Raw genomic sequence first — 19,620 nt, forward strand, 5'->3', positions numbered from 1 at the left:
TTTGGTTAGGATAGGTAAAAGGCAATAGGCAATAGGCAAAAAGCAAAAGGTAGTTAGATATGTGTAATTAATTTTGCTTAGGTACTTAATTAAAGTTATCGTTCAGCAATTTCCATAGCCACCACCGCCGGGGGTTTCAATAATAAAAATATCACCAAGGTTCATTTCTACAGTCGCAGTACCAGGCAATTCTTCGATAGTTCCATCGTTTCTTTCCACGGCATTACGTCCTATTTTACCAGCTTTTCCTCCCGCCAGTCCAAAGGGGGGAATCAGGCGATTACCCGAGAGAATATTGGCGGTCATAGCCTCTTGAAATTTAATTCTTCTAATCACACCATCACCTCCAGAATATTGTCCCTTACCGCCACTATCGTGGCGAATGCTAAAACTTTCTACTAACACAGGATAGCGCATTTCTAATACTTCTGGATCGGTGAGACGGGAATTAGTCATCTGGGTTTGCACGGCAGCGGTTCCCGCAAAATTTGCCCCCGCACCAGAACCGCCACAAATAGTCTCATAATATTGATATTCTTGATTGCCAAAAGTGAAATTATTCATCGTTCCTTGACTGGCTGCCTGAATGCCTAAAGCGCCGTATAAAGCATTAACTATTGCCTGGGAAGTTTCCACATTTCCCGCTACCACGGCCGCCGGATAAACAGGATTAAGAAAACAACCAGATGGGATAATTAAATGGAGGGGTTTGAAACAGCCAGCATTTAAAGGGATTGCCTCCTCCACAAGGGTACGAAAAACGTATAAAACCGCCGCTCTTGTCACTGCTAGGGGTGCATTAAAATTATTATTTAACTGGTCAGATGTGCCAGTAAAATCAATGGTTGCTTGACAATTATCAATATCTATGCTAATTCTGACCTTGATGACAGCACCGTTATCCAGATAATAAGTAAATTCACCATCTTTCAGGACAGATATAGCTTTTCTAACCGCTAATTCCGCATTATCTTGAACGAACTGTTGATAGGCTTTAACCATAGCTAATCCGTAGCGCTCAACCATATTATGTAATTCTCTTTCCCCCTTGGCATTAGCGGCTATTTGTGCCTGAAAATCGGCAATATTTTGGGCGATATTGCGTGCAGGAAAAGGACTATTAGTTAAGTGATTAATTAATTCTTGTTCCCGAAACTGTCCCGCCGCTACCAGCAAAAAATTATCGAATAAAATTCCTTCTTCGCTAATATGGACAGAATGGGGAGGCATAGAACCGGGGGTAATTCCACCGATATCAGCTTGATGTCCCCGGGAGGCAAGATAAAATAATATTTCCTGATTTTGGCGGTCAAAAATAGGACTAATTACTGTGACATCCGGCAGGTGAGTACCGCCATTATAAGGATTATTAGCCAGATAAACATTCCCTGGACGAATCGTCTCACCTTTATCCTGAATTAAGCTTTTGACACTATCGGCCATAGAACCTAAATGGACGGGAATATGAGGAGCATTGGCGATTAAATTTCCCACCTCATCAAAGATAGCACAGGAGAAGTCTAGGCGCTCTTTAATATTGACACTTGCTGCCGTATTTTGGAGAGTAATCCCCATTTCTTCGGCAATAAATTGATAGAGATTTTTAAATATTTCTAGATAAATAGGATCGGCAACGGTAGTTATTTCTGTGCGGTGAGAATTGAGAGGGGACATAGGAAAGTCAGTTATCAGTTATCAGTTATCAGTTATCAGTTATCAGTTAGCTGTCTATTGTCTTTTTTCTCCTCCTGTCTCGGAGTTTACCGTCTGCTCACCCAAGAGAAGATTTTTGATTTTGGCGGGAGATCTAGTTACCAGTGATCACTGGCTGTTCACTGTTCACCGATCACTGTTCACTGATAGGGGCTGACTGATATATAATCGCAGTCAGTACCAGAGGGTGAATTATGGATAAAACCAGCTTGATCGATAAAGTGCAACAAATGGCCAATAAACGGGATTATTTACTGCAATTGCGCGATAAACCCGACATTGGGGGTCTCAGATTAGATGTTAATCAAGCTCTTGAGGAGTTGGATGAATTACTCGATGAGTTTCAAGCAACTTTTCCTGAAGAAAAACTTGGTTAACTATCCGACCCGACGGAATTGAGATTTGTCCGATTGTGCTAATTTTCCCAAGTCATCGATCGCTTTGATCAGATCTTGGGAAGATATATCTTTAGGGCAGTATAGATCAAAGGCTGTAGTTTGATTATTTTTTTCCATGGGAAGATTGGCCAAGGAACTATAGGCGATAATGCGGACATAAGGGTCGAATTGTTTGATCTGAATAGCGGCACTCTGTCCATTTAAGACAGGCATCCGTACATCTAAAATAATTACATCTGGTTGATAAATTTTCGCCAATGCGATAGCCTGTTGACCATTAAAAGCAATTCCCACCACCTGACAATGCGGCTGCTGGGAAATTAAAGTCTTGATTACTAAACAAGTTAGCTCGTGATCTTCGGCAATTAAGACTTTAATTGGCTCTCTCGGCTTCATTATAATCATTTTTCTTTACTTGGAGGTCTGACTTGTTATCATTCTAGAGCCTGTTGATCTTTTGGACTTAACTTCACGACACTTCCCACTTCCCCACCCCCCCACCTCCCCACCCCCCCAATTCATAATTCATAATTCCCCCACTCTCTTCTCTCTTTGCTCTTCTCCCTTCTCCCCAACTCCCACTCTGCAATAACTACTGGCAGCTAGAAATACGTTCGGTTCCTATCACACTTTGTGCTTTTTGTCAAAAAAACTTTTTTTTTGCAATAAAACTACACAAAAAAAAGATCATCGTTGTGGGTGAAATTGACTGATTTACCCGTCTTAATTAGGATTACCTTGTAGGTGTGGCAAGGGTTTCAACCATTGCTGTTTAAAAAAGCACATAATAACCGACTATGAAATTTTATCAAATCGCTGTAACCATTACAACATCGTTGTTAAATAAAAATATTTCTCAATTAATTCTTAAGAATTTGTAAATATTGCGGAATGTTAATTTAAATATTCTCAAGTTTTTGGATTCAATAGATAATTTTTACTTATCTTTGTCGAAAAATAGAACTCCTGCAAAAATCCAACATCTACCATTGGGTTAGAATTCTCCGAGTCAGGAGATTATTTTTATTTATTCTTCCCACTTCATAATTCATAATTCATAATTCCCCTTCTCCCCCACTGTTGACTTAAAACCCCCCACTGATCACTGATCACTGAAAAAGGCCTAACTTTGGGCAAAAATCTGGTTTGTGTCCCCTCTTAGCGATAAAATTTCTACATCTGGACTGTCGAAAAGTGTAAGTTTTGTCAAGTAAAATTAAGACGGGAGACAAATTTAAGATAGCCAACTTATGGAAGTAACTTTTACCGCTGCCGAATCCCTAGAAATTGTTGTTGCCGAACAAACCATCCCGATTCAGCATTATCTGCGCCAACCGCAAAGATTAGTACAGGCTATCGTTGAGACTAGCTTAACAGAACACTTGTCTGAGAATCGGTTTCGCCTAAAAATGCGTCCCCTAAACTTCTTGAATATGTACTATTTTCAGCCCACGGTTATTCTCAATGTCTGGGCTACCTCTGGGGGGACGATATTTTTGCAATCAGAAGACTGTCAGATCAAAGGTATTGATTATATCAACGATCGCTTTAGCCTCAATGTTAAAGGCAAACTCGCTCCTGTGGAAAAAAATAATCAAACCTATCTAGCGGGGAAAGCCAATCTTGAGGTGAAAGTTGCCCTACCACCGCCATTATGGTTAACCCCGCGTCCGCTGTTAGAAATCGCCGGTAATAGTCTCTTAAAAGGGGTTTTATTGCGGATTAAACAGCGTTTAATGAGTCAATTGTTGCAAGATTACCAACAATGGGCTAAACAGGACATTATTGCCCAAAATTACCCCGAAACGATTCTCGATCTCTCCCTTAGTTAAATAAAAATATGAGTTGGACAAAAGTATTATCTGTAGATTCCCTTGCCCCCGGCGCCCGTCAAGTGGTAAAAGTGGGGGACAGTTCCATTCTCTTGATTAACAATAACGGTCAATTCCACGCCGTCGGTAATCGTTGTCCTCATTTAAAATTATCGATGACGAAGGGCAAAATTACCGAAGACGGCGCGATCGTTTGTCCCTGGCATCGTAGTTCGTTTGATCTCTGTAGTGGTGCTGTCAAAGACTGGATTACCTGGCCCCCTGTGGTTAACAAAGCGATGGCGGCAGTTTCTCAACCCCAAGCTTTACCCGTTTATCCCCTTCGCATCGAAGACGGCAGCATCTGGATAGACGCTTGACATCCTCACCGAGGGGGTTTTGGGCAACCTAAAGAGCAGTTGCTTTAACCGACAATGGGTTAATCTTTGAGAATGCCAAACGCACCTCGCTCGCTTCCATAAAAATCCAGTTATAGATTATTTCCCCCCGCTCCGGTGATCCCCACTCTCCTGTATATTTTTTAAACAGGATTGCGCGAGGTCATTCTGTTATTCTGACTTCCCCTCCTGACGACCGGCGACCGACTCCTAACCCCACCAAGAAACTTTTTCAGCAGACCCTAATTAGTTCCGTTCAAAAGTTGAGAACGAAGCAAATCGATCGCCTCTAAATAACTCGGCATCGGTTCATCACCTAACAGACAAGCACTGCGATCCACGCTAATCATATCATCACCCCAAAACACTTGACCGAGAGGAATAGATTTTCCTCGATCCGGTCGCCAATTGCTACTAAAATATTTGAGATTAGCGTCCACCACTGCCCCATCAAAAAGATGACCGATACAAAAATAAACATCCTGTAAAATTAGCGGTACGGAGGGGCGATGTAATTGCCCCCGCGAGTTAGGACTACGGGCCTTATAATGACTACGGGGAAAGAGTCCATAGAGATTTTTTAAAGAAGCAGAAATCAGGGGTTTATCCTTTAAATGGGTGCGTTTTAAGGTTCCAATCGTGATCCGACAATCCACTTCTTCGATAATTTTAGGGGCAAACATCGAGGAAAAACGGACAGGAAAAGGGGAAATATTCGGATATTCTTGCTGTGGTAAACTATCAGCATCAAGAATAGTTATTCCGGGATCGAGAATAGATTTTACTCCCAAAATATCGATAATTTCTCTCAAAGAAATAGCCGAACATACTCCCTCTAATAAGATAATTTCTGCCCCTGGATTTACCCCTCTCAATCCTCGCAAAACTTGACTTAATACCGGCAGACTAACCGTTACCGGTGGTGGCACAGGATAACCTAAATTAGGTTTAATTAAAATACGTTTAGCTGTGATAGCTGCCCGGGGAGGTTGATAAACAAAATCCGCCATAGCTGAATTTTTTACCCCGGCAGTAATTGAGGATTGGGTAATCATAGAAAAGAAAATAAATCAATGGGAAGCTGACAGATTAGCCAGATCATTTAGGGAGTTCACCTGCTGTAAAGCTTGCCAGATTACCCCAGAATCGGCCCCAGGAAAATGGCTATTTTCACTAATATAACGCTTCCAGGCCTTAGTTCCGGGCTGACCGGCAAAAAGCTGTAAAAGATGTTTGCTGATCTGGTGTAATTTATAACCTTTACTCACCCATTCATCGATGTAGGGAAGCATTTTTTTGATTACTTCTTCCCGGGTAGGAGGAGTAACCGATTCCCCATAAAAATCTCGATCGACTGTGGCAAATAAATAGGGATTATCGTAGGCTGCCCGACCGATCATGACCGCATCTACTAATTGTAAATGTTGTCTAGCCTGTTCTAAATTAATGATACCGCCATTAATTTCAATAAACAAATGGGGAAACTGATTTTTTAGGCGATAAACATCATCGTAACGTAAAGGGGGAACGGTGCGATTTTCCTTGGGACTTAATCCCTGTAACCAAGCTTTACGCGCATGGATGGTAAAACGTTGACAACCCGCATCCGCAACAATACGGACAAAATTCGCCATATTTTCGTAACTATCCTGATGATCAATGCCAATTCTCTGTTTTACAGTCACGGGAATCGATACAGCTTGATTCATTGCCGATATTCCCCTCGCGACTAATTCCGGGTTAGCCATCAAACAAGCGCCGAAATTGCCCTCTTTTACCCGAGAACTAGGACAACCCACATTGAGATTTACCTCGTCATAACCCATATCTTCGGCTATTTTAGCACATTCTGCCAAAAGATAGGGATTATCACCCCCTAACTGCAAAGCTAGAGGTTTTTCTGCTAGGGAGAACCCCAGCAACTTATAGCGATCGCCGTGTTTGATCGCCATCGTCGTGATCATTTCCGTGTAGAGAAGGGGACGAAGGCTAATTTGTCGCCAAAAATAGCGAAAATGGCGATCGGTATAATCCATCATCGGCGCCACACTTAAAATATTGCCCATCTTTCCCTTGATTTTTTCGCTGATCGGGACATTCTCTGGGTTTCCTCAGAGAATAACCAGTCTTCCTCTCAAGATATTTTAGAGCCTTTTGGTAAGTTGACTATCTAAATTACTCGTTAAGACTGCACCGGAGAAAGGACAAGGGAGCTTTTTTGACTTACCTCCGTGGGATATTTGCCCCTTTAATCGTGTCGCGAATGACGAGTTTTTGTTCTTTGGAATAACCGGCAAAAGAACGAGTAGCAAGTAACTCGATTTCTACCCCAGTACCCGAACGCAAAGATTCCACAGGTAAGGGTAATTGACCGATATCCAGAATAAATTGATTGCCCTCCTGTCGGATCAAATTAGCAGGCATATCTCCTTCATAGCGAGTGACAAAATCGGTTCTGGGACTGGTTTGCAGGTCATCTGCTTGCCAACGAGTAACACGATAACGCACTTTAAATTTAGTGCCGATTAAATTCGATTGGGAAGCTTTATCTTCGAGAAAAAGCCTTAAATCAGTACCATTTCCTGTAATACCTTTTGCTTCTAATTGGGTGACATCTCGTTCAAAAACAGCATTATAAACGACAAATTCCGTCACATTATTGCGTTTTTGAGTGGTTCCCTCGATCCACAATTCACTGGGGACAGTTACCCTCATTTCCTTTTGATCATCGAGGGTTAAAGTAAAACGCTGATTAGTAAACCGGTTAAACTCTTGAGGCGCATTCCAAATTAAAATAAAAGAACGTTCCGATCGATCTAATAAAATTCGATATTGATCATCGATCAGGGAGCCGGGGGCAAATAAAGACATTGCCCCAGTGCGAGTTTCCCAAGTATTTTTAGATAGAATATAACCCCGTTCTTTTAACTCCGACAGGGGAACAGTTGCGCTCGGTTGATCGGCAGTTAAAGGGCGATCGATTTGAATTAAAGTTAACTGTCCTAAACGACCCTCGCGACCGTTACGACCACTATTACCCGTCGCCCCATCGAGACCATCCTGACAGCTAAATTCTCTGGTGGTACAGCTATAATTGGCATCACCCGGCCTACCGCTGCAGGTTTGAATTGTCCAGAAAGGTTGGGAACAGCGACAACCCTTGCCCCCCTGGCCTCCCTGACCCCCAAAACCCCCAGCGCCTCCGGCCGCATTGACCGTTACTTGTCTTAAAAAATCTAAATTAGTGGCATAGAGGGTTAAAGCACCGCCATTGCCCCCATCACCACCATTACCCCCATTGCCACCGTTACCACCACCGGCCGCCTGAAGATTTCGTGTGACGTTGCCCGGTTGACCGCTACAGTTGCCATCGCTGCCATTGCTGCCATTTTCACCATCGACCCCTTTTTGTCCTGAAATATCGAGTTTTAGGGGAGAACCATCGAGAAAAAGGGTTAAACTGTCACTATTTTTGCCTTGGCCGCCGACCTTGCCAGCTTTTCCGCTTTGGCCCTGTTTACCGAAAGTCTGTACATCGGAACCTTGGGCTAACCAAGAACAGCGATCGCCAGTCACCGTGGTGGGCATTAGGTAAGGTAAAGGAAGAAAAAAGGTGAATATTAATGATTTAGCCCAAAAATTCATGATTTTAGCGAATTTATCCGCAAAGACTCCGATCAATTCCCTCTTGATGACTTTTAGATCTAGATTTTTGTTTCCCCTCTATCAATAAGGTGCGCTATCATCCTACACTTACTTTGAGAAGGAAACAGCCAATCGCGAGGGTTACGCGCGTGAAAAAAGTATTAGCTATTATCTTAGGTGGCGGGGCTGGAACTCGCCTTTATCCGTTAACGAAACTGCGGGCAAAACCTGCCGTCCCCCTAGCGGGAAAATATCGCTTAATCGATATTCCCGTCAGCAATTGTATTAACTCCCAGATTGACAAAATCTATGTGTTGACGCAATTTAATTCCGCTTCCCTCAATCGTCACCTCAATCGTACCTATAATTTTACGGGTTTTAGTGATGGTTTCGTGGAAGTTTTGGCCGCTCAACAAACCATGGAAAATCCTCAATGGTTCCAAGGCACGGCCGACGCGGTACGACAATATATCTGGACGATGAAGGATTGGGATATCGATGAATATCTAATTCTCTCGGGAGATCATCTCTATCGCATGGACTACAGCAAGTTCATCGAACGCCATCGGGAAACCAACGCCGATATCACTTTATCGGTAGTTCCCATCGATGAACGTCGGGCCTCCGCTTTTGGGGTGATGAAAATTAATGATTCGGGGCGAATTGTCGATTTTTATGAGAAACCCAAAGGGGCAGAATTGGAAAGAATGCGGGTAGATACGACGATTTTAGGCTTAAGTCCCGACCAAGCTCGTCAAAGTCCCTACATCGCTTCCATGGGAATTTATGTCTTTAAAAAGAATGTTTTAATCGATCTGCTCGATGCCAATAAAGAACAGACCGATTTCGGTAAGGAAATTATTCCCTCTGCCGCTAAAGACTACAATCTTCAGGCTTATTTGTTTAAGGGTTACTGGGAGGATATCGGCACGATTGAAGCCTTTTATGAGTCTAATCTCGCCTTGACCCAACAACCAAATCCCGCCTTTAGTTTCTACGATGAAAAAGCCCCCATCTATACCCGTTCTCGCTATCTGCCACCGACAAAAATGCTCAATTGTACGGTGACAGAATCGATGATTTCTGAAGGTTGTATTCTCAAAGAATGTCGCATCCATCACTCGATTTTAGGTATTCGTAGTCGAGTCGGCAAAGACTGCACGATCGAGGATACAATGCTGATGGGATCGGACTTTTATGAGTCTTTCCCCGAACGGGAAAGTCTCGTCCGAGATGGCAAAGTTCCCATGGGTATCGGCCCCGGTTCGACTATTCGTCGGGCAATTGTGGACAAAAATGCTCGCATTGGTGCCAATGTTTTAATTGTTAACAAAGATCGTGTGGAAGAAGCTAATCGCGAAGATTTGGGTTTCTATGTTCGCAGCGGCATTGTGGTTATTTTCAAAAATGCCACTATTCCCGACGGGACAGTAATTTAATCTATCAGTTATCAGTTATCAGTTATCAGTTATCAGTTATCAGTTATCAGTTATCAGTTATCAGTTATCAGCCATCAGCTTTTATTTATCCGATTAATTAGCCATTTTTCTAGTTATTATCGCTTGGATATAGCCGCAGGCTGATGGCTTCAGCTAATTACCTAGAAAATTCCCTTGAAACCCTAAGTAGCTGGTTATAATTAAATTAACAATGGATTTTAGGTTCGATCCCCCCTGCACCCCTTAATAAGGGGGGTGCCGATAGGCGGGGGGATCCCCCCTTAATCCCCCCTTAATAAGGGGGGCATCTGAAAGTTTTTAATACCTACCTACTTATCCTTTTCTAGAAGTGATAGCAAAATCTACCGAGCAGCTGTTCTGAAAATAAGAAAAATTTCTATATTTTTGCATCCGATTCTAAGTTTTCAATTAACCTTAAATTAAAAGCCCTAAGTAGGTGGGTGGAATTAAATATAAGATGAACGTAGGTTGGGTTGAAGCATGAAACCCAACGCCCGCATAGTTTACGCTACCGCTAACCCATCCTACAAATAATTGTGCCTCCCTACTTAGGACTTAGATAGAAGCCATTCAGGAGATAAGGATATTTATGAAAGCCAAAATCGCGATCGCTTGTCAGGGAGGCGGCAGTCAAACTGCTTTTACTGCCGGTGCATTAAAAGCATTATTTGACAATAAAGTGCAAGATTACTTTAATATTGTCAGTCTCAGTGGTACTTCTGGGGGTGCTATCTGTGCCTTTTTCACTTGGTATGCTCTCAAAAAAGGTGATAGCATCGTTTGGAAAAGAATGATTGATTTTTGGGAAGATAATAGCACTCAAACTCCCCAAGAAAAGCTATTTAATGACTCAGCTATTAAAGCTCTAGAATTAGCCAGCAAAGGATTAATTCCCCAGTATAATCTCAGTCCTTCCTCTCCGATTACTAAAACCTTATTTTCCCTAGCTACCTACGGTTTACGCAGTCGCTTTACCAACTTTGATCAGTTACTAAGAGCGCATATTGATTTCTCGGAATTAGCCACTTGGGGAGCTAAACCCGAACCACCAATTTTATTAATGGGGGCCTGTAATGTCCTCACAGGAAAATTAAGTAAATTTAACTCGCGCGAGGAAGCAGTTAAAATTGAACATATCCTAGCTTCTGCCTGTGTTCCTAACATTTTTCCTGCCGTCACCATTGAAACTATGGCCTACTGGGATGGACTATTTTCCGATAATCCCCCCATCCGTTCTTTAATTCGCCGTGAATTTGTCGGAGTCGAAAATATTCCCGATGAAATTTGGGTAATTAAAATTAATCCCACCTCTAGAGATAAGATCCCCGTGCAATCCGATGATATTGCTGATCGCCGCAATGAATTAGAAGGCAATGTTTCCCTATTTCAAGGTCTCGATCAGATTGACTTTCTCAATCAATTATTTCTCAAAGGAGCCTTTAAAGAAGAATTCTTGCGGGAGATTGCCTTAACAGAACCATTTAAAATTCCTAAATCTTTCCCGGAAGATCCCGATCAAGATTACCATATCCCGATGATCGAAATGTCGGCGGAATTAGCCAATAGTCTCAACTACGAAAGTAAACTCGATCGCTCTCCTGCCAATATCCAGCGTCTGATTGCTGACGGGGAAAAACAGGGAAAACAATTTCTAGAACATCGACTAAAAGCTATGGGTTTAAGATAATTTTTGAGGGTTCAAAAACGTCAAAAATAAGGATTAAATGGCATGAAATCTGTCAATAGACTATTTAATTGATTATTATTCATTCTTAATTCTCCTGACTACTGACTACTGGCTACTGACTCCTAACCCTAACAACAATTTTTGATTTTTACAAGAGATCTAATGATCACTGATTTTCATTGACTAATACCCGTCCGGATAGATCGTAAATCATAATATCCCATTGCCCATTTTTTGCCGCTTCAAAAGCCACTTTAGAACCATCGGCACTGATGATCGGATTGCGTACTTCCGCGAGCAGATCGGGAGCAATTTCCCTTCTCTGTTGAGTTTGTCGATCGTACAGATAAATAGCCGTTTTTCCCTGACGACTAGCAGTAAAAACGATATAACGACCATCTTCACTAATGGAAGGACTAGAAGCGATCTGATCGAGAGAATTTAGGCCAGGTAAAGGCAATAAACGGCGATCGATGGCATCAAAAAGATAGATAGCTTGGGAACCATTGCGATCGGACGCAAAAACGAGATAGCGAGAGGCAAGATAGGGAGTTAATTCACTAGCAGCACTGTTTAAAGTTCTCCCCCCTCGATCGAAAGGAAAAGACAATAAACTGGGATAACCAGCACATCCAGTTAACAAACTAATTACAGCAACAAGACTAATAAAAAAATGACGTTTCACGGTTTGGGACTTTCAACGGGACTGCCATCGGCAATATCTAACTCGATATTCGGACCGCGATCGAGAACCTCCACATCCCATTGTCCCCGACGAGCGGATTCAAAGACAAGATAACGACCATCGGGACTAAGACGGGGATTTCGCAACCAACCGCGATAATTTTGACTCAATAACTCAGAACGATCGGTAATGCGGTCATATAAAGCGATGACGGGACGACCCTCAATAATCACCACATAAGCCAGATAACGCCCCGTTTGGCTTAAACTGGGGCTATCGGTAATTTCTTGACCCGTATATAATCCCCCTAGGGCCTGGTATTGTTTTGTCTGCAAATCATAAAGCAGCATCTGATTACTACCGCGACGATTAGACAGCAAAGCAAGCCAACGACCATCACCGCTCAGGGCGGGTTTTTCGTCATTATAGCGACTATTTAGGGTTCCTGTAGAGAAACCGGGGTTATTGAGATTACAACCTCCTATAACCCCTAAAAACAAGCAGATAAACAGTAAAAAGGGAGCTTTGGTCATCGGACCTACTCCTTAATAATCAAACCTAGTCGGATTATCATTACTCGACTCCCGTTCACTATTATCCGGTCTCTCCCAATCTTCTCGATCGCCGGCATCCCTAGGATCGATCGGTTGATAATCGACGTATTCCCCTTTAAATGGCGGATCATCCTCAATTATTGGGCGAGGACGACGTTTTTGGCTAGTGCGGGGCGGTTTACTGCTCGTCTCTTCACTAGCGGGACGACGACGGGGACGGGGACTGGTTTCTTCCCAATCATCACCGCTACGGCGCTGATCATAAACATCTCGATCGCTAGTGGGGGAACTATTGCGGGGACGACGATTAGCCGTTTTGCGACTGCTAGGATCGGCCGGCCGACGGGTGCGGGTGCTGCGGGGTTCCTCGTCCTGATAACTAGAAGTGCGGGAAGAGCGGGGATCATCGTAACCGCGTAAACGGGGATTATCTTCGTAACGTTCCTCCGGTTCGTAGGTGTCGAGGGGTTCCAATTCGGCCCGATATTCCCGACTCACAGGACGTTCATCCACAAAAGACGTGCCGCGGCGGGCCTGTTCCGTGGTTAAACCCCTTAATTTTACCGTCTCGAAGGCAAAAAACACCGCTGCCCCGGTCAGCAAAAATTGTCCGAATTGCAAAATCGGATCCAGTCGCCACCCTTGAAAAAGTAGAATTAAACCGCACAGTAAACCAACGGCGGCAAAAAATATATCATGATCCCTGGAAAGTTCCGGCCGCACCGAGCGCAGGAAGTATAATCCCGCTCCGGCCACTGCCAGAAAAATTCCTAAGATACTGGCCGAATTCAGCCCAAAATTGACCATCTTTATCTCCCTTCTCGGTGCTTAAATTCAAGAATCGAGTCTTTATCTATCGCCGTCAGTTTTCAGCAGCAATCCTGCTGTTTTTAACTCAAGGAGTCGATCTATATCCTAACCCCCAAGTCTAGCACTATATCTATCATCCTCGATTCTAACTTACTCGATCGAGCCTAGCTCACACAACTATTTTTGAGGAAGTGGGGAAGTGGGGAGACCACTTCGTGCGCGTTGCGGGGGGAAGTGGGGAAGTGGGGAGATTTGATCAGTGAACAGTGAACAGTAAACAGTGAACTGAAAACTCACATCTGATAACTGATAACTGATAAGGCTGAGATTTTAACAAAATCTTTAGGAATTGCCCATTGACAGGATTGAATAAATGTGATATACGGGTTTCGGGCATTTTAACGTGATTTTTTGATCACTTTTGAGCGATCGCTATCGTTGGGAAGTTAATCGCCGAAAGTCTGAAAGGAGGGATTTTCATTGATGCACATTATGGTTAATTTGTAAAGTGCGTAATTCCTAATTTTAATAAGATTCAGACAGAAATTTTTCTGTCATATCATAAAATTAACTTAACCCAGCCAAGGGGGAATTAGCATAAAATATGATCATAATTCAGGCTGAACATATAGTCTGTTTGTATTCATAGTCCATTCAATCCATAGAATAAGGTGTGAGGATTGACCCATGTCAAAACTATTCAAGAATTTAGTAAAGGTAACTCCTTTAGTATTAGGTGCTTCCGTAGCGGCTGCTGGCAGCGCAGTGGCTCAAACTATGACTGGTACACCTCAACTCAAGGTTGATCCAGTAGCGCAACAACAACTCGATCGCATTCAACGCGCCCAAAATAGTCAGCAGATTAATACGGGTGTTTATCAGGGTTCCATGTCCCAGGTGACTAGCGTTAACCAACTGCGGGACGTATCTCCCACCGCTTGGGCCTACGAGGCATTAAGAAGTCTTGTGGAACGTTACGGTTGTATCGTGGGTTATCCCGACCGTACCTTCCGTGGTGATCGCGCCACCACTCGTTGGGAATTTGCCGCAGGTTTAAACGCTTGTTTAAACGTCATGGAACGTTTAATTCAAGATGGTGTCGGGGTACTCAGAGAAGATATCGATAAATTAAAACGTCTTGTTCAAGAATTTGAGACCGAACTAGCGGCTTTAGGGGCTAGAGTAGATAACCTTGAACAGCGCGTTGCTTTCTTGGAAAACAATCAATTTTCTACCACCACCAAACTCAGAGGCGAGGTCATCTTCAGTATCGCCGATAGCTGGGGGGGTCAAGCTTCCATTACCAATACCAACGGTACGGTGACTGATGGCAGCAATCAAGATCAGACCCAAGCAGTATTTAATAATCGGGTACGACTCAACTTTGAAACCAGCTTCACCGGTAAAGATTTGTTGAGAACCCGTTTACAAGCGGGTAACTTTAATACCACTTTCAACCAAAACGGACCGACGAGAACCAACATGACCCGTCTGGCATACGATGATGGTCGTGACAACGATGTAACCATCGATGACTTGTTCTACCGCGCTCCCATCGGCACTCCCTTCGGTAACATCACCGTTTGGGTTGGTGCTAACCAGTTAAACCTAGATGACGTTTTCATCACTGCTAACCCCTTCCTCGCCGATAGCGGTACAGGTGCTTTATCCCGCGGTCAACGCTACAATAACATCGTTTTCCGTGGTCCTTCCGGTGTTGGTGCGGCGGTCAGATTTAAGATCGGGGATGTTTTCCAAGTCACAGGAACCTACCTAGCTGATGGTGGGACTAATGGTGCCAGCAATCCTAACCCTGGTAGCGGTTTATTTAACGGTTCCTACAGTACTGGCGCGCAAGTAGGTTTCTCCTTCATCAAATTTGCCGATATTAACTTCGTCTACGTTTACAGTTATCAAACTGCAGCCAGTATGAGTTCTGGTTTATTCGGTAACGTCAGCAGCCCTCTCACCGAGCGTCCCTTTGGTAACGTTGGTACTACTGCTAACCGTTTCGGTCTTCAGGCGAGCGCCCAAGTTATCCCAGGAGTCTTAAATCTAGCGGGCTGGGGTGGTTACGCCGATGCTTCGGCCACTGGCGTTAACAATGCGATCGGAGACAATAACACTGGTATCTGGTCTTGGAACCTTAACCTCTCCGTTCTCGACCTCTTTGCCGAAGGTGCGGCCCTGTCCATCGGTGGTGGTCAAGTACCCCGTTCCGACAAGGAAGATGGCACTTCCTACATGGTGGAAGCTCAGTATAAGTTCCCAGTCACCAAAAACATCCTGATTACCCCCGGTGCCTATGCGATCTTCAACGCTAACAACCGTAATAACGACACCATTTTTGTCGGTGTCCTCCGGACAACTTTCCGTTTCTAAGCTGAGTTGACGGACTTAGTAAAACGGTGGGATTTATAGATCTCACCGTTTTTTTACTTTTAACTTTTCACTGGATATAACCATTTATGAGAAGATGATCGGAGCGTACCAAACGCCGCTATACTTACTTCGCCTATTTAGTTGCTTATCTATGCACTCTCTGTCTTTCCCCCGTCGCACTAAAATTGTGGCCACGATTGGCCCAGCCTCGCAAAATAAGGAAACATTACGTCAGATGATCAAGGCGGGGGCGACGACATTTAGATTAAACTTTTCCCATGGCGATCACGATTACCATCGTCACAGCATTAATCTGATCCGTCAGTTAGCCTTTGAACTCAATCAACCCATTGGCATCCTTCAGGATCTACAGGGGCCAAAAATTCGCTTAGGTAAATTTGCCTGTGGGTCGATTACCCTGAAACCGGGGGAACCCTTTATCCTTACTTCTAGGGATGTGGAATGTAATCAGGAAATAAGTTCCATTAGCTATCCCTCGCTGGCCCAAGAAGTCCCAGAAGGTTCGAGAATTCTCCTCGATGATGGTAAGGTCGAAATGCGGGTGGAATCAGTGGATCGTTTGAAAGGAGACCTGTCCTGTCGCGTGGTGGTTGGGGGTGTCTTATCCAGTAATAAAGGGGTAAATTTTCCCAACGTTTATCTGTCGGTGAAAGCTTTAACCGATAAGGACAAAAAAGATTTAATGTTCGGACTGCTGTGGGATGTGGATTGGATCGCCCTCAGTTTTGTGCGTAATCCCCAAGATATCCTCGAAATTAAAGAATTAATCGCCAGTGCGGGTAAATCTATCCCCGTGATCGCTAAAATTGAAAAACACGAAGCGATCGAGGAAATGGAGGAAATTTTATCCCTCTGTGATGGTGTTATGGTGGCTAGGGGGGATTTAGGAGTAGAATTACCAGCCGAAGACGTGCCAATCCTGCAAAAACGCCTGATTAATACCGCTAATCAGCTGGGCATCCCGATTATCACCGCCACTCAAATGCTTGACAGCATGGCCAGTAATCCTCGTCCCACCCGCGCCGAGGTTTCGGACGTGGCTAATGCGATTTTAGATGGCACTGATGCGGTCATGCTTTCCAATGAAACGGCTGTGGGTCATTATCCCATCGAAGCGGTGGCAACCATGGCCCGCATTGCCGAAAGGATCGAACGGGAACAGATCAATAGTGCCGCTCGCTCTAACAATAAACAATCGATTCCTAACGCTATTTCCTCGGCAGTCAGTCAAATTGCCGAACAATTGGGGGCGGCGGCAATTATTACCCTGACAAAAACCGGCTCTACTGCCCGTAACGTCTCCCGATTTCGCCCCAAAACCCCGATTTTAGCCGTTACTCCCCATCGAGAAGTGGCACAGCAGTTACAGCTAGTTTGGGGCGTAAAACCGATGTTATTGCTCGATTTACCCTCCACCAGCCAAACTTTTCAAGTGGCGATGAATCTCGCCCAGGAAAATAACCTCCTAGCGGATGGTGAGTTAGTGGTGATGACGGCGGGAACTCTGCAAGGGGTGGCCGGTTCCACGGATTTAATTAAGGTGGAAGTGGTAAAATCCCTTTTGGGCAAGGGTACGGGTATCGGCCAGGGTGTGGCTAGTGGCCGGGCGCGAGTAGCCCATAATGCCCGAGAAGTGGGTAGTTTTAGTAGTGGGGAGATTTTAGTCGTTCCCACCACCAGCGCCGAATATGTGGATATGATGCGGAAAGCTGGCGGAATTATCACCGAAGATACCGCGATGAATAATCACGCCGCTACTATCGGTTTAAAATTGGGTATTCCTGTTATTGTCGGGGTTAAAGATGCCACGAAAATTATCCGCGAAGGGGTGATCATTAGTCTCGATGCTCAACGGGGTTTAATTTATTCTGGTATTGGCAATGGCACAGCAACTATGAAAAACTGAGTCGGTCGGCAGGAGGCAGGAGGCAGGAGTAAGGAGTAAGGAGACAGGAGTAAGGGGACAGGAGTAAGGGGACAGGAGTAAGGGGACAGGAGTAAGGGGACAGGAGTAAGGGGACAGGAGTAAGGGGACAGGTTTTATTTATTCTCCCCATCCCCCCACTTCCCCACACCCCACACCCTACACCCCACACCCTACACCCCACACCCTACACCCCACACCCCACACCCCATACCCCATCCCCCCACTTCCCCACACCCCACACCCCACACCCACACCCCACACCCCACACCCATTTTCACTTGTCTATGAGCGATTCTTACTCTGCTGCCGTCGATAATCCGGCCTATACCGTTGAACAAGCGATCGCTAATATCCAGCAAAGAGAAGACCTAGGGGCGCGTTATTATGCCGCTTGGTGGTTGGGTAGATTTCGTGTTCGCCAACCGGAGGCGATTTCGGCGTTAATTGCCGCTTTAGAGGACGAAAGCGATCGCACTCCTGACGGCGGTTATCCCCTGCGACGCAATGCCGCGAGCGCTTTAGGGAAATTAGATGATCTCAGTTGTCTTCCCGCTTTGATTGCCTGTCTCGACTGCGAAGATTATTATGTGCGCGAATCGGCTGCCCAGGCATTGGAAATGCTTCAGGATCGAAGCGCGATCGCACCTTTAAAGAAACTATTAGAGGGTGGCATCGAAGTGGCCGTTTTAGTGGCGGGAAAACCCCATTTAGTCCAACCCTACGAAGCGATTATCGAAGCCTTGGGAACCCTGCAAGCGACGGAAGCGATTCCCCTCATCGAACCGTTTTTAAAGCATTTCGTCGAAAAAGTGCGTTATGCGGCTGCTCGCGCCCTCTATCAACTCACGACTAACCCCGACTATGGCGATATTCTGATTAATGCCTTGCAAGGGGAAGAATTACAGCTGCGTCGTTCTGCTTTAATGGATTTAGGTGCTACGGGTTATCTGCCGGCTGCTCCTGCGATCGCTAATACTTTGGCGGAAAATAGTCTGAAACTGGTTGCTCTCAAGGAACTTTTAGAAAACCATCTGAAAACCAATTCTAGTCACGAAAATATCTCCGAAATTCTCACTTTAATGGATAGTTTATTGTAATTAATCATTGGTTATTTTGTATCTAAATTAAAACCGATGCAATCCAGAGGTTTTTATGCTAATTCAAACTGATTATGTCGGCTGGCTAAACGAAACAATCACTCTGTTAAAACAAAAAAACTTTGATAAAGTTGACTGGGAAAACTTGATCGAGGAGATAGAAAGTTTGCTAGTCTTAGGCTAACTTTCTAGGTCATTGGTTTATGGGGTAGCCAAATATCCTAAAACAGGATAGAGTATTGATATTCATACTGTTTATAAGACGATAAAAAAATCCATGGATATACCTGAGCCTTCCCATCGTCTGCCAAGTATAAAGAAGAATAAAGCAACAAGCACTGTTGGGCGTGGCAAAACTGTCCAACTTACTGAGAAACTAGCTTTTTCAGCTTGGAATAACAGCAGTGTTAGTCTGAGTCTTGGTAATAGCATTGAACATTATGATTCTTGGGAACAACCTATAGTAATAATCTCAGACGGAGGCTACGGTCTTTTAGGATTTGAAGGTGATACATCAGATCATCTTGACCTACCTGAATGGTATGAACCTCATGTGGAAGCTTGGTCTAAGTTGGCCTTGCCAAATACAACTCTTTGGTTTTGGAACTCAGAAATTGGCTGGGCTGTGGTACATCCAATACTTGAGAAATTTGGCTGGCGATATGTTAATTGTAATATATGGAATAAAGGAAAAGGTCATATTGCAGGTAATGTCAACACAGAGAAAATAAGGCGTTTTCCAGTGGTGACAGAGGTTTGTGTCCAATACGTTAGAGAAGTCAAAATTGCTGACTTAACACTTAAAGAATGGCTCCGAAAGGAATGGTTAAGATCAGGCTTACCTTTGCGTCAAGCTAATTTAGCTTGTGGTGTCGCAGATGCGGCAACAAGAAAATATTTTGACCAAGGACATTTGGCTCTTCGGGAATTGTTATGCAAATAATTAACTTAAAATAAAATTCGATGAGAGCGCCTACGCTCAAAAGTAGCTGAAATCCATACAGGTAAGGACTTAAGGCACAAACAGGTTAA

17 protein-coding genes and 1 pseudogene are annotated in these 19,620 nt (G+C 44.2%); 10 read left to right on the top strand and 8 right to left on the bottom strand.

The window, feature by feature from the left end:
- Nucleotides 1–102 precede the first annotated feature (102 nt).
- On the bottom strand, nucleotides 103–1,674 hold the full coding sequence (locus tag EWV68_RS17015; protein ID WP_061432810.1) for a hydantoinase B/oxoprolinase family protein: 1,572 nt from the start codon (nucleotides 1,672–1,674) through the stop codon (nucleotides 103–105).
- A gap of 233 nt (nucleotides 1,675–1,907) precedes the next feature.
- Here EWV68_RS17015 and EWV68_RS17020 point away from each other — a divergent pair, with 233 nt between their 5' ends.
- Nucleotides 1,908–2,090 (top strand): hypothetical protein, encoded by a 183-nt coding sequence (locus EWV68_RS17020; protein ID WP_061432809.1) that lies wholly within the window; start codon nucleotides 1,908–1,910, stop codon nucleotides 2,088–2,090.
- Here the strand turns inward: EWV68_RS17020 and EWV68_RS17025 are convergent, their stop codons facing one another.
- Nucleotides 2,091–2,507 carry a response regulator gene (locus tag EWV68_RS17025; RefSeq protein ID WP_061432808.1) on the bottom strand — a complete coding sequence of 139 codons (417 nt, stop codon included), beginning with the start codon at nucleotides 2,505–2,507 and terminating at the stop codon, nucleotides 2,091–2,093.
- Between the two features lie 854 nt (nucleotides 2,508–3,361).
- On the opposite strand from EWV68_RS17025, the gene EWV68_RS17030 reads away from it, so the two are divergent.
- Nucleotides 3,362–3,943: a DUF1997 domain-containing protein gene (locus tag EWV68_RS17030; RefSeq protein WP_061432807.1), complete on the top strand. Its 582-nt coding sequence runs from the start codon at nucleotides 3,362–3,364 to the stop codon at nucleotides 3,941–3,943.
- An 8-nt stretch (nucleotides 3,944–3,951) separates the two neighbouring features.
- On the top strand, nucleotides 3,952–4,302 hold the full coding sequence (locus EWV68_RS17035; RefSeq protein WP_002761960.1) for a Rieske (2Fe-2S) protein: 351 nt from the start codon (nucleotides 3,952–3,954) through the stop codon (nucleotides 4,300–4,302).
- A 260-nt stretch (nucleotides 4,303–4,562) separates the two neighbouring features.
- Here the strand turns inward: EWV68_RS17035 and EWV68_RS17040 are convergent, their stop codons facing one another.
- The 3 genes from EWV68_RS17040 to EWV68_RS17050 all read right to left on the bottom strand — a co-directional run bounded on the left by EWV68_RS17040 (nucleotide 4,563) and on the right by EWV68_RS17050 (nucleotide 7,908).
- A complete protein-coding gene (locus tag EWV68_RS17040) occupies nucleotides 4,563–5,375 on the bottom strand; it encodes a DUF362 domain-containing protein (protein WP_061432806.1) in 813 nt (270 codons plus the stop codon).
- A 15-nt stretch (nucleotides 5,376–5,390) separates the two neighbouring features.
- A complete protein-coding gene (dusA, locus tag EWV68_RS17045) occupies nucleotides 5,391–6,386 on the bottom strand; it encodes a tRNA dihydrouridine(20/20a) synthase DusA (RefSeq protein WP_002798921.1) in 996 nt (331 codons plus the stop codon).
- A gap of 157 nt (nucleotides 6,387–6,543) precedes the next feature.
- A complete protein-coding gene (locus tag EWV68_RS17050) occupies nucleotides 6,544–7,908 on the bottom strand; it encodes a collagen-like protein (protein ID WP_287170493.1) in 1,365 nt (454 codons plus the stop codon).
- Nucleotides 7,909–8,114: 206 nt separating this feature from the next.
- On the opposite strand from EWV68_RS17050, the gene EWV68_RS17055 reads away from it, so the two are divergent.
- Complete coding sequence (locus EWV68_RS17055) at nucleotides 8,115–9,404, top strand: glucose-1-phosphate adenylyltransferase (RefSeq protein WP_061432804.1); 1,290 nt, start codon at nucleotides 8,115–8,117, stop codon at nucleotides 9,402–9,404.
- A 610-nt stretch (nucleotides 9,405–10,014) separates the two neighbouring features.
- Nucleotides 10,015–11,112: a patatin-like phospholipase family protein gene (locus tag EWV68_RS17060; RefSeq protein ID WP_287170490.1), complete on the top strand. Its 1,098-nt coding sequence runs from the start codon at nucleotides 10,015–10,017 to the stop codon at nucleotides 11,110–11,112.
- 166 nt (nucleotides 11,113–11,278) lie between these two features.
- Here the strand turns inward: EWV68_RS17060 and EWV68_RS17065 are convergent, their stop codons facing one another.
- Genes EWV68_RS17065 through EWV68_RS17075 form a run of 3 tightly spaced genes read right to left on the bottom strand, consistent with a single transcriptional unit; the run spans nucleotide 11,279 to nucleotide 13,158 of the window.
- Nucleotides 11,279–11,797 (bottom strand): TolB family protein, encoded by a 519-nt coding sequence (locus tag EWV68_RS17065; RefSeq protein ID WP_061432803.1) that lies wholly within the window; start codon nucleotides 11,795–11,797, stop codon nucleotides 11,279–11,281.
- On the bottom strand, nucleotides 11,794–12,330 hold the full coding sequence (locus EWV68_RS17070) for a TolB family protein (RefSeq protein WP_002761945.1): 537 nt from the start codon (nucleotides 12,328–12,330) through the stop codon (nucleotides 11,794–11,796). Before EWV68_RS17070 ends, EWV68_RS17065 begins: the two co-directional genes overlap by 4 nt.
- 12 nt (nucleotides 12,331–12,342) lie before the next feature.
- Nucleotides 12,343–13,158, bottom strand: coding sequence for a Ycf66 family protein (locus EWV68_RS17075; protein WP_012265851.1), 816 nt, complete (start codon nucleotides 13,156–13,158; stop codon nucleotides 12,343–12,345).
- Nucleotides 13,159–13,848: 690 nt separating this feature from the next.
- On the opposite strand from EWV68_RS17075, the gene EWV68_RS17080 reads away from it, so the two are divergent.
- The 5 genes and pseudogenes from EWV68_RS17080 (at nucleotide 13,849) to EWV68_RS17100 (ending at nucleotide 19,531) form a co-directional block, all read left to right on the top strand.
- Nucleotides 13,849–15,543 (top strand): iron uptake porin, encoded by a 1,695-nt coding sequence (locus tag EWV68_RS17080; RefSeq protein ID WP_061432801.1) that lies wholly within the window; start codon nucleotides 13,849–13,851, stop codon nucleotides 15,541–15,543.
- A 151-nt stretch (nucleotides 15,544–15,694) separates the two neighbouring features.
- Nucleotides 15,695–17,470, top strand: coding sequence for a pyruvate kinase (gene pyk, locus EWV68_RS17085; protein ID WP_061432800.1), 1,776 nt, complete (start codon nucleotides 15,695–15,697; stop codon nucleotides 17,468–17,470).
- A 305-nt stretch (nucleotides 17,471–17,775) separates the two neighbouring features.
- Nucleotides 17,776–18,588: a C-phycocyanin alpha-cysteine-84 phycocyanobilin lyase subunit CpcE gene (cpcE, locus tag EWV68_RS17090; RefSeq protein ID WP_287170491.1), complete on the top strand. Its 813-nt coding sequence runs from the start codon at nucleotides 17,776–17,778 to the stop codon at nucleotides 18,586–18,588.
- A 55-nt stretch (nucleotides 18,589–18,643) separates the two neighbouring features.
- Nucleotides 18,644–18,757 (top strand): annotated as a pseudogene (locus EWV68_RS17095) (DUF29 family protein); the annotation flags it as partial.
- A 108-nt stretch (nucleotides 18,758–18,865) separates the two neighbouring features.
- Complete coding sequence (locus EWV68_RS17100; RefSeq protein WP_287170492.1) at nucleotides 18,866–19,531, top strand: hypothetical protein; 666 nt, start codon at nucleotides 18,866–18,868, stop codon at nucleotides 19,529–19,531.
- Nucleotides 19,532–19,620: the final 89 nt, after the last annotated feature.

The organism is Microcystis sp. M_QC_C_20170808_M9Col (genome assembly GCF_007095495.1).
In the GTDB taxonomy this organism is placed as follows: domain Bacteria; phylum Cyanobacteriota; class Cyanobacteriia; order Cyanobacteriales; family Microcystaceae; genus Microcystis; species Microcystis aeruginosa.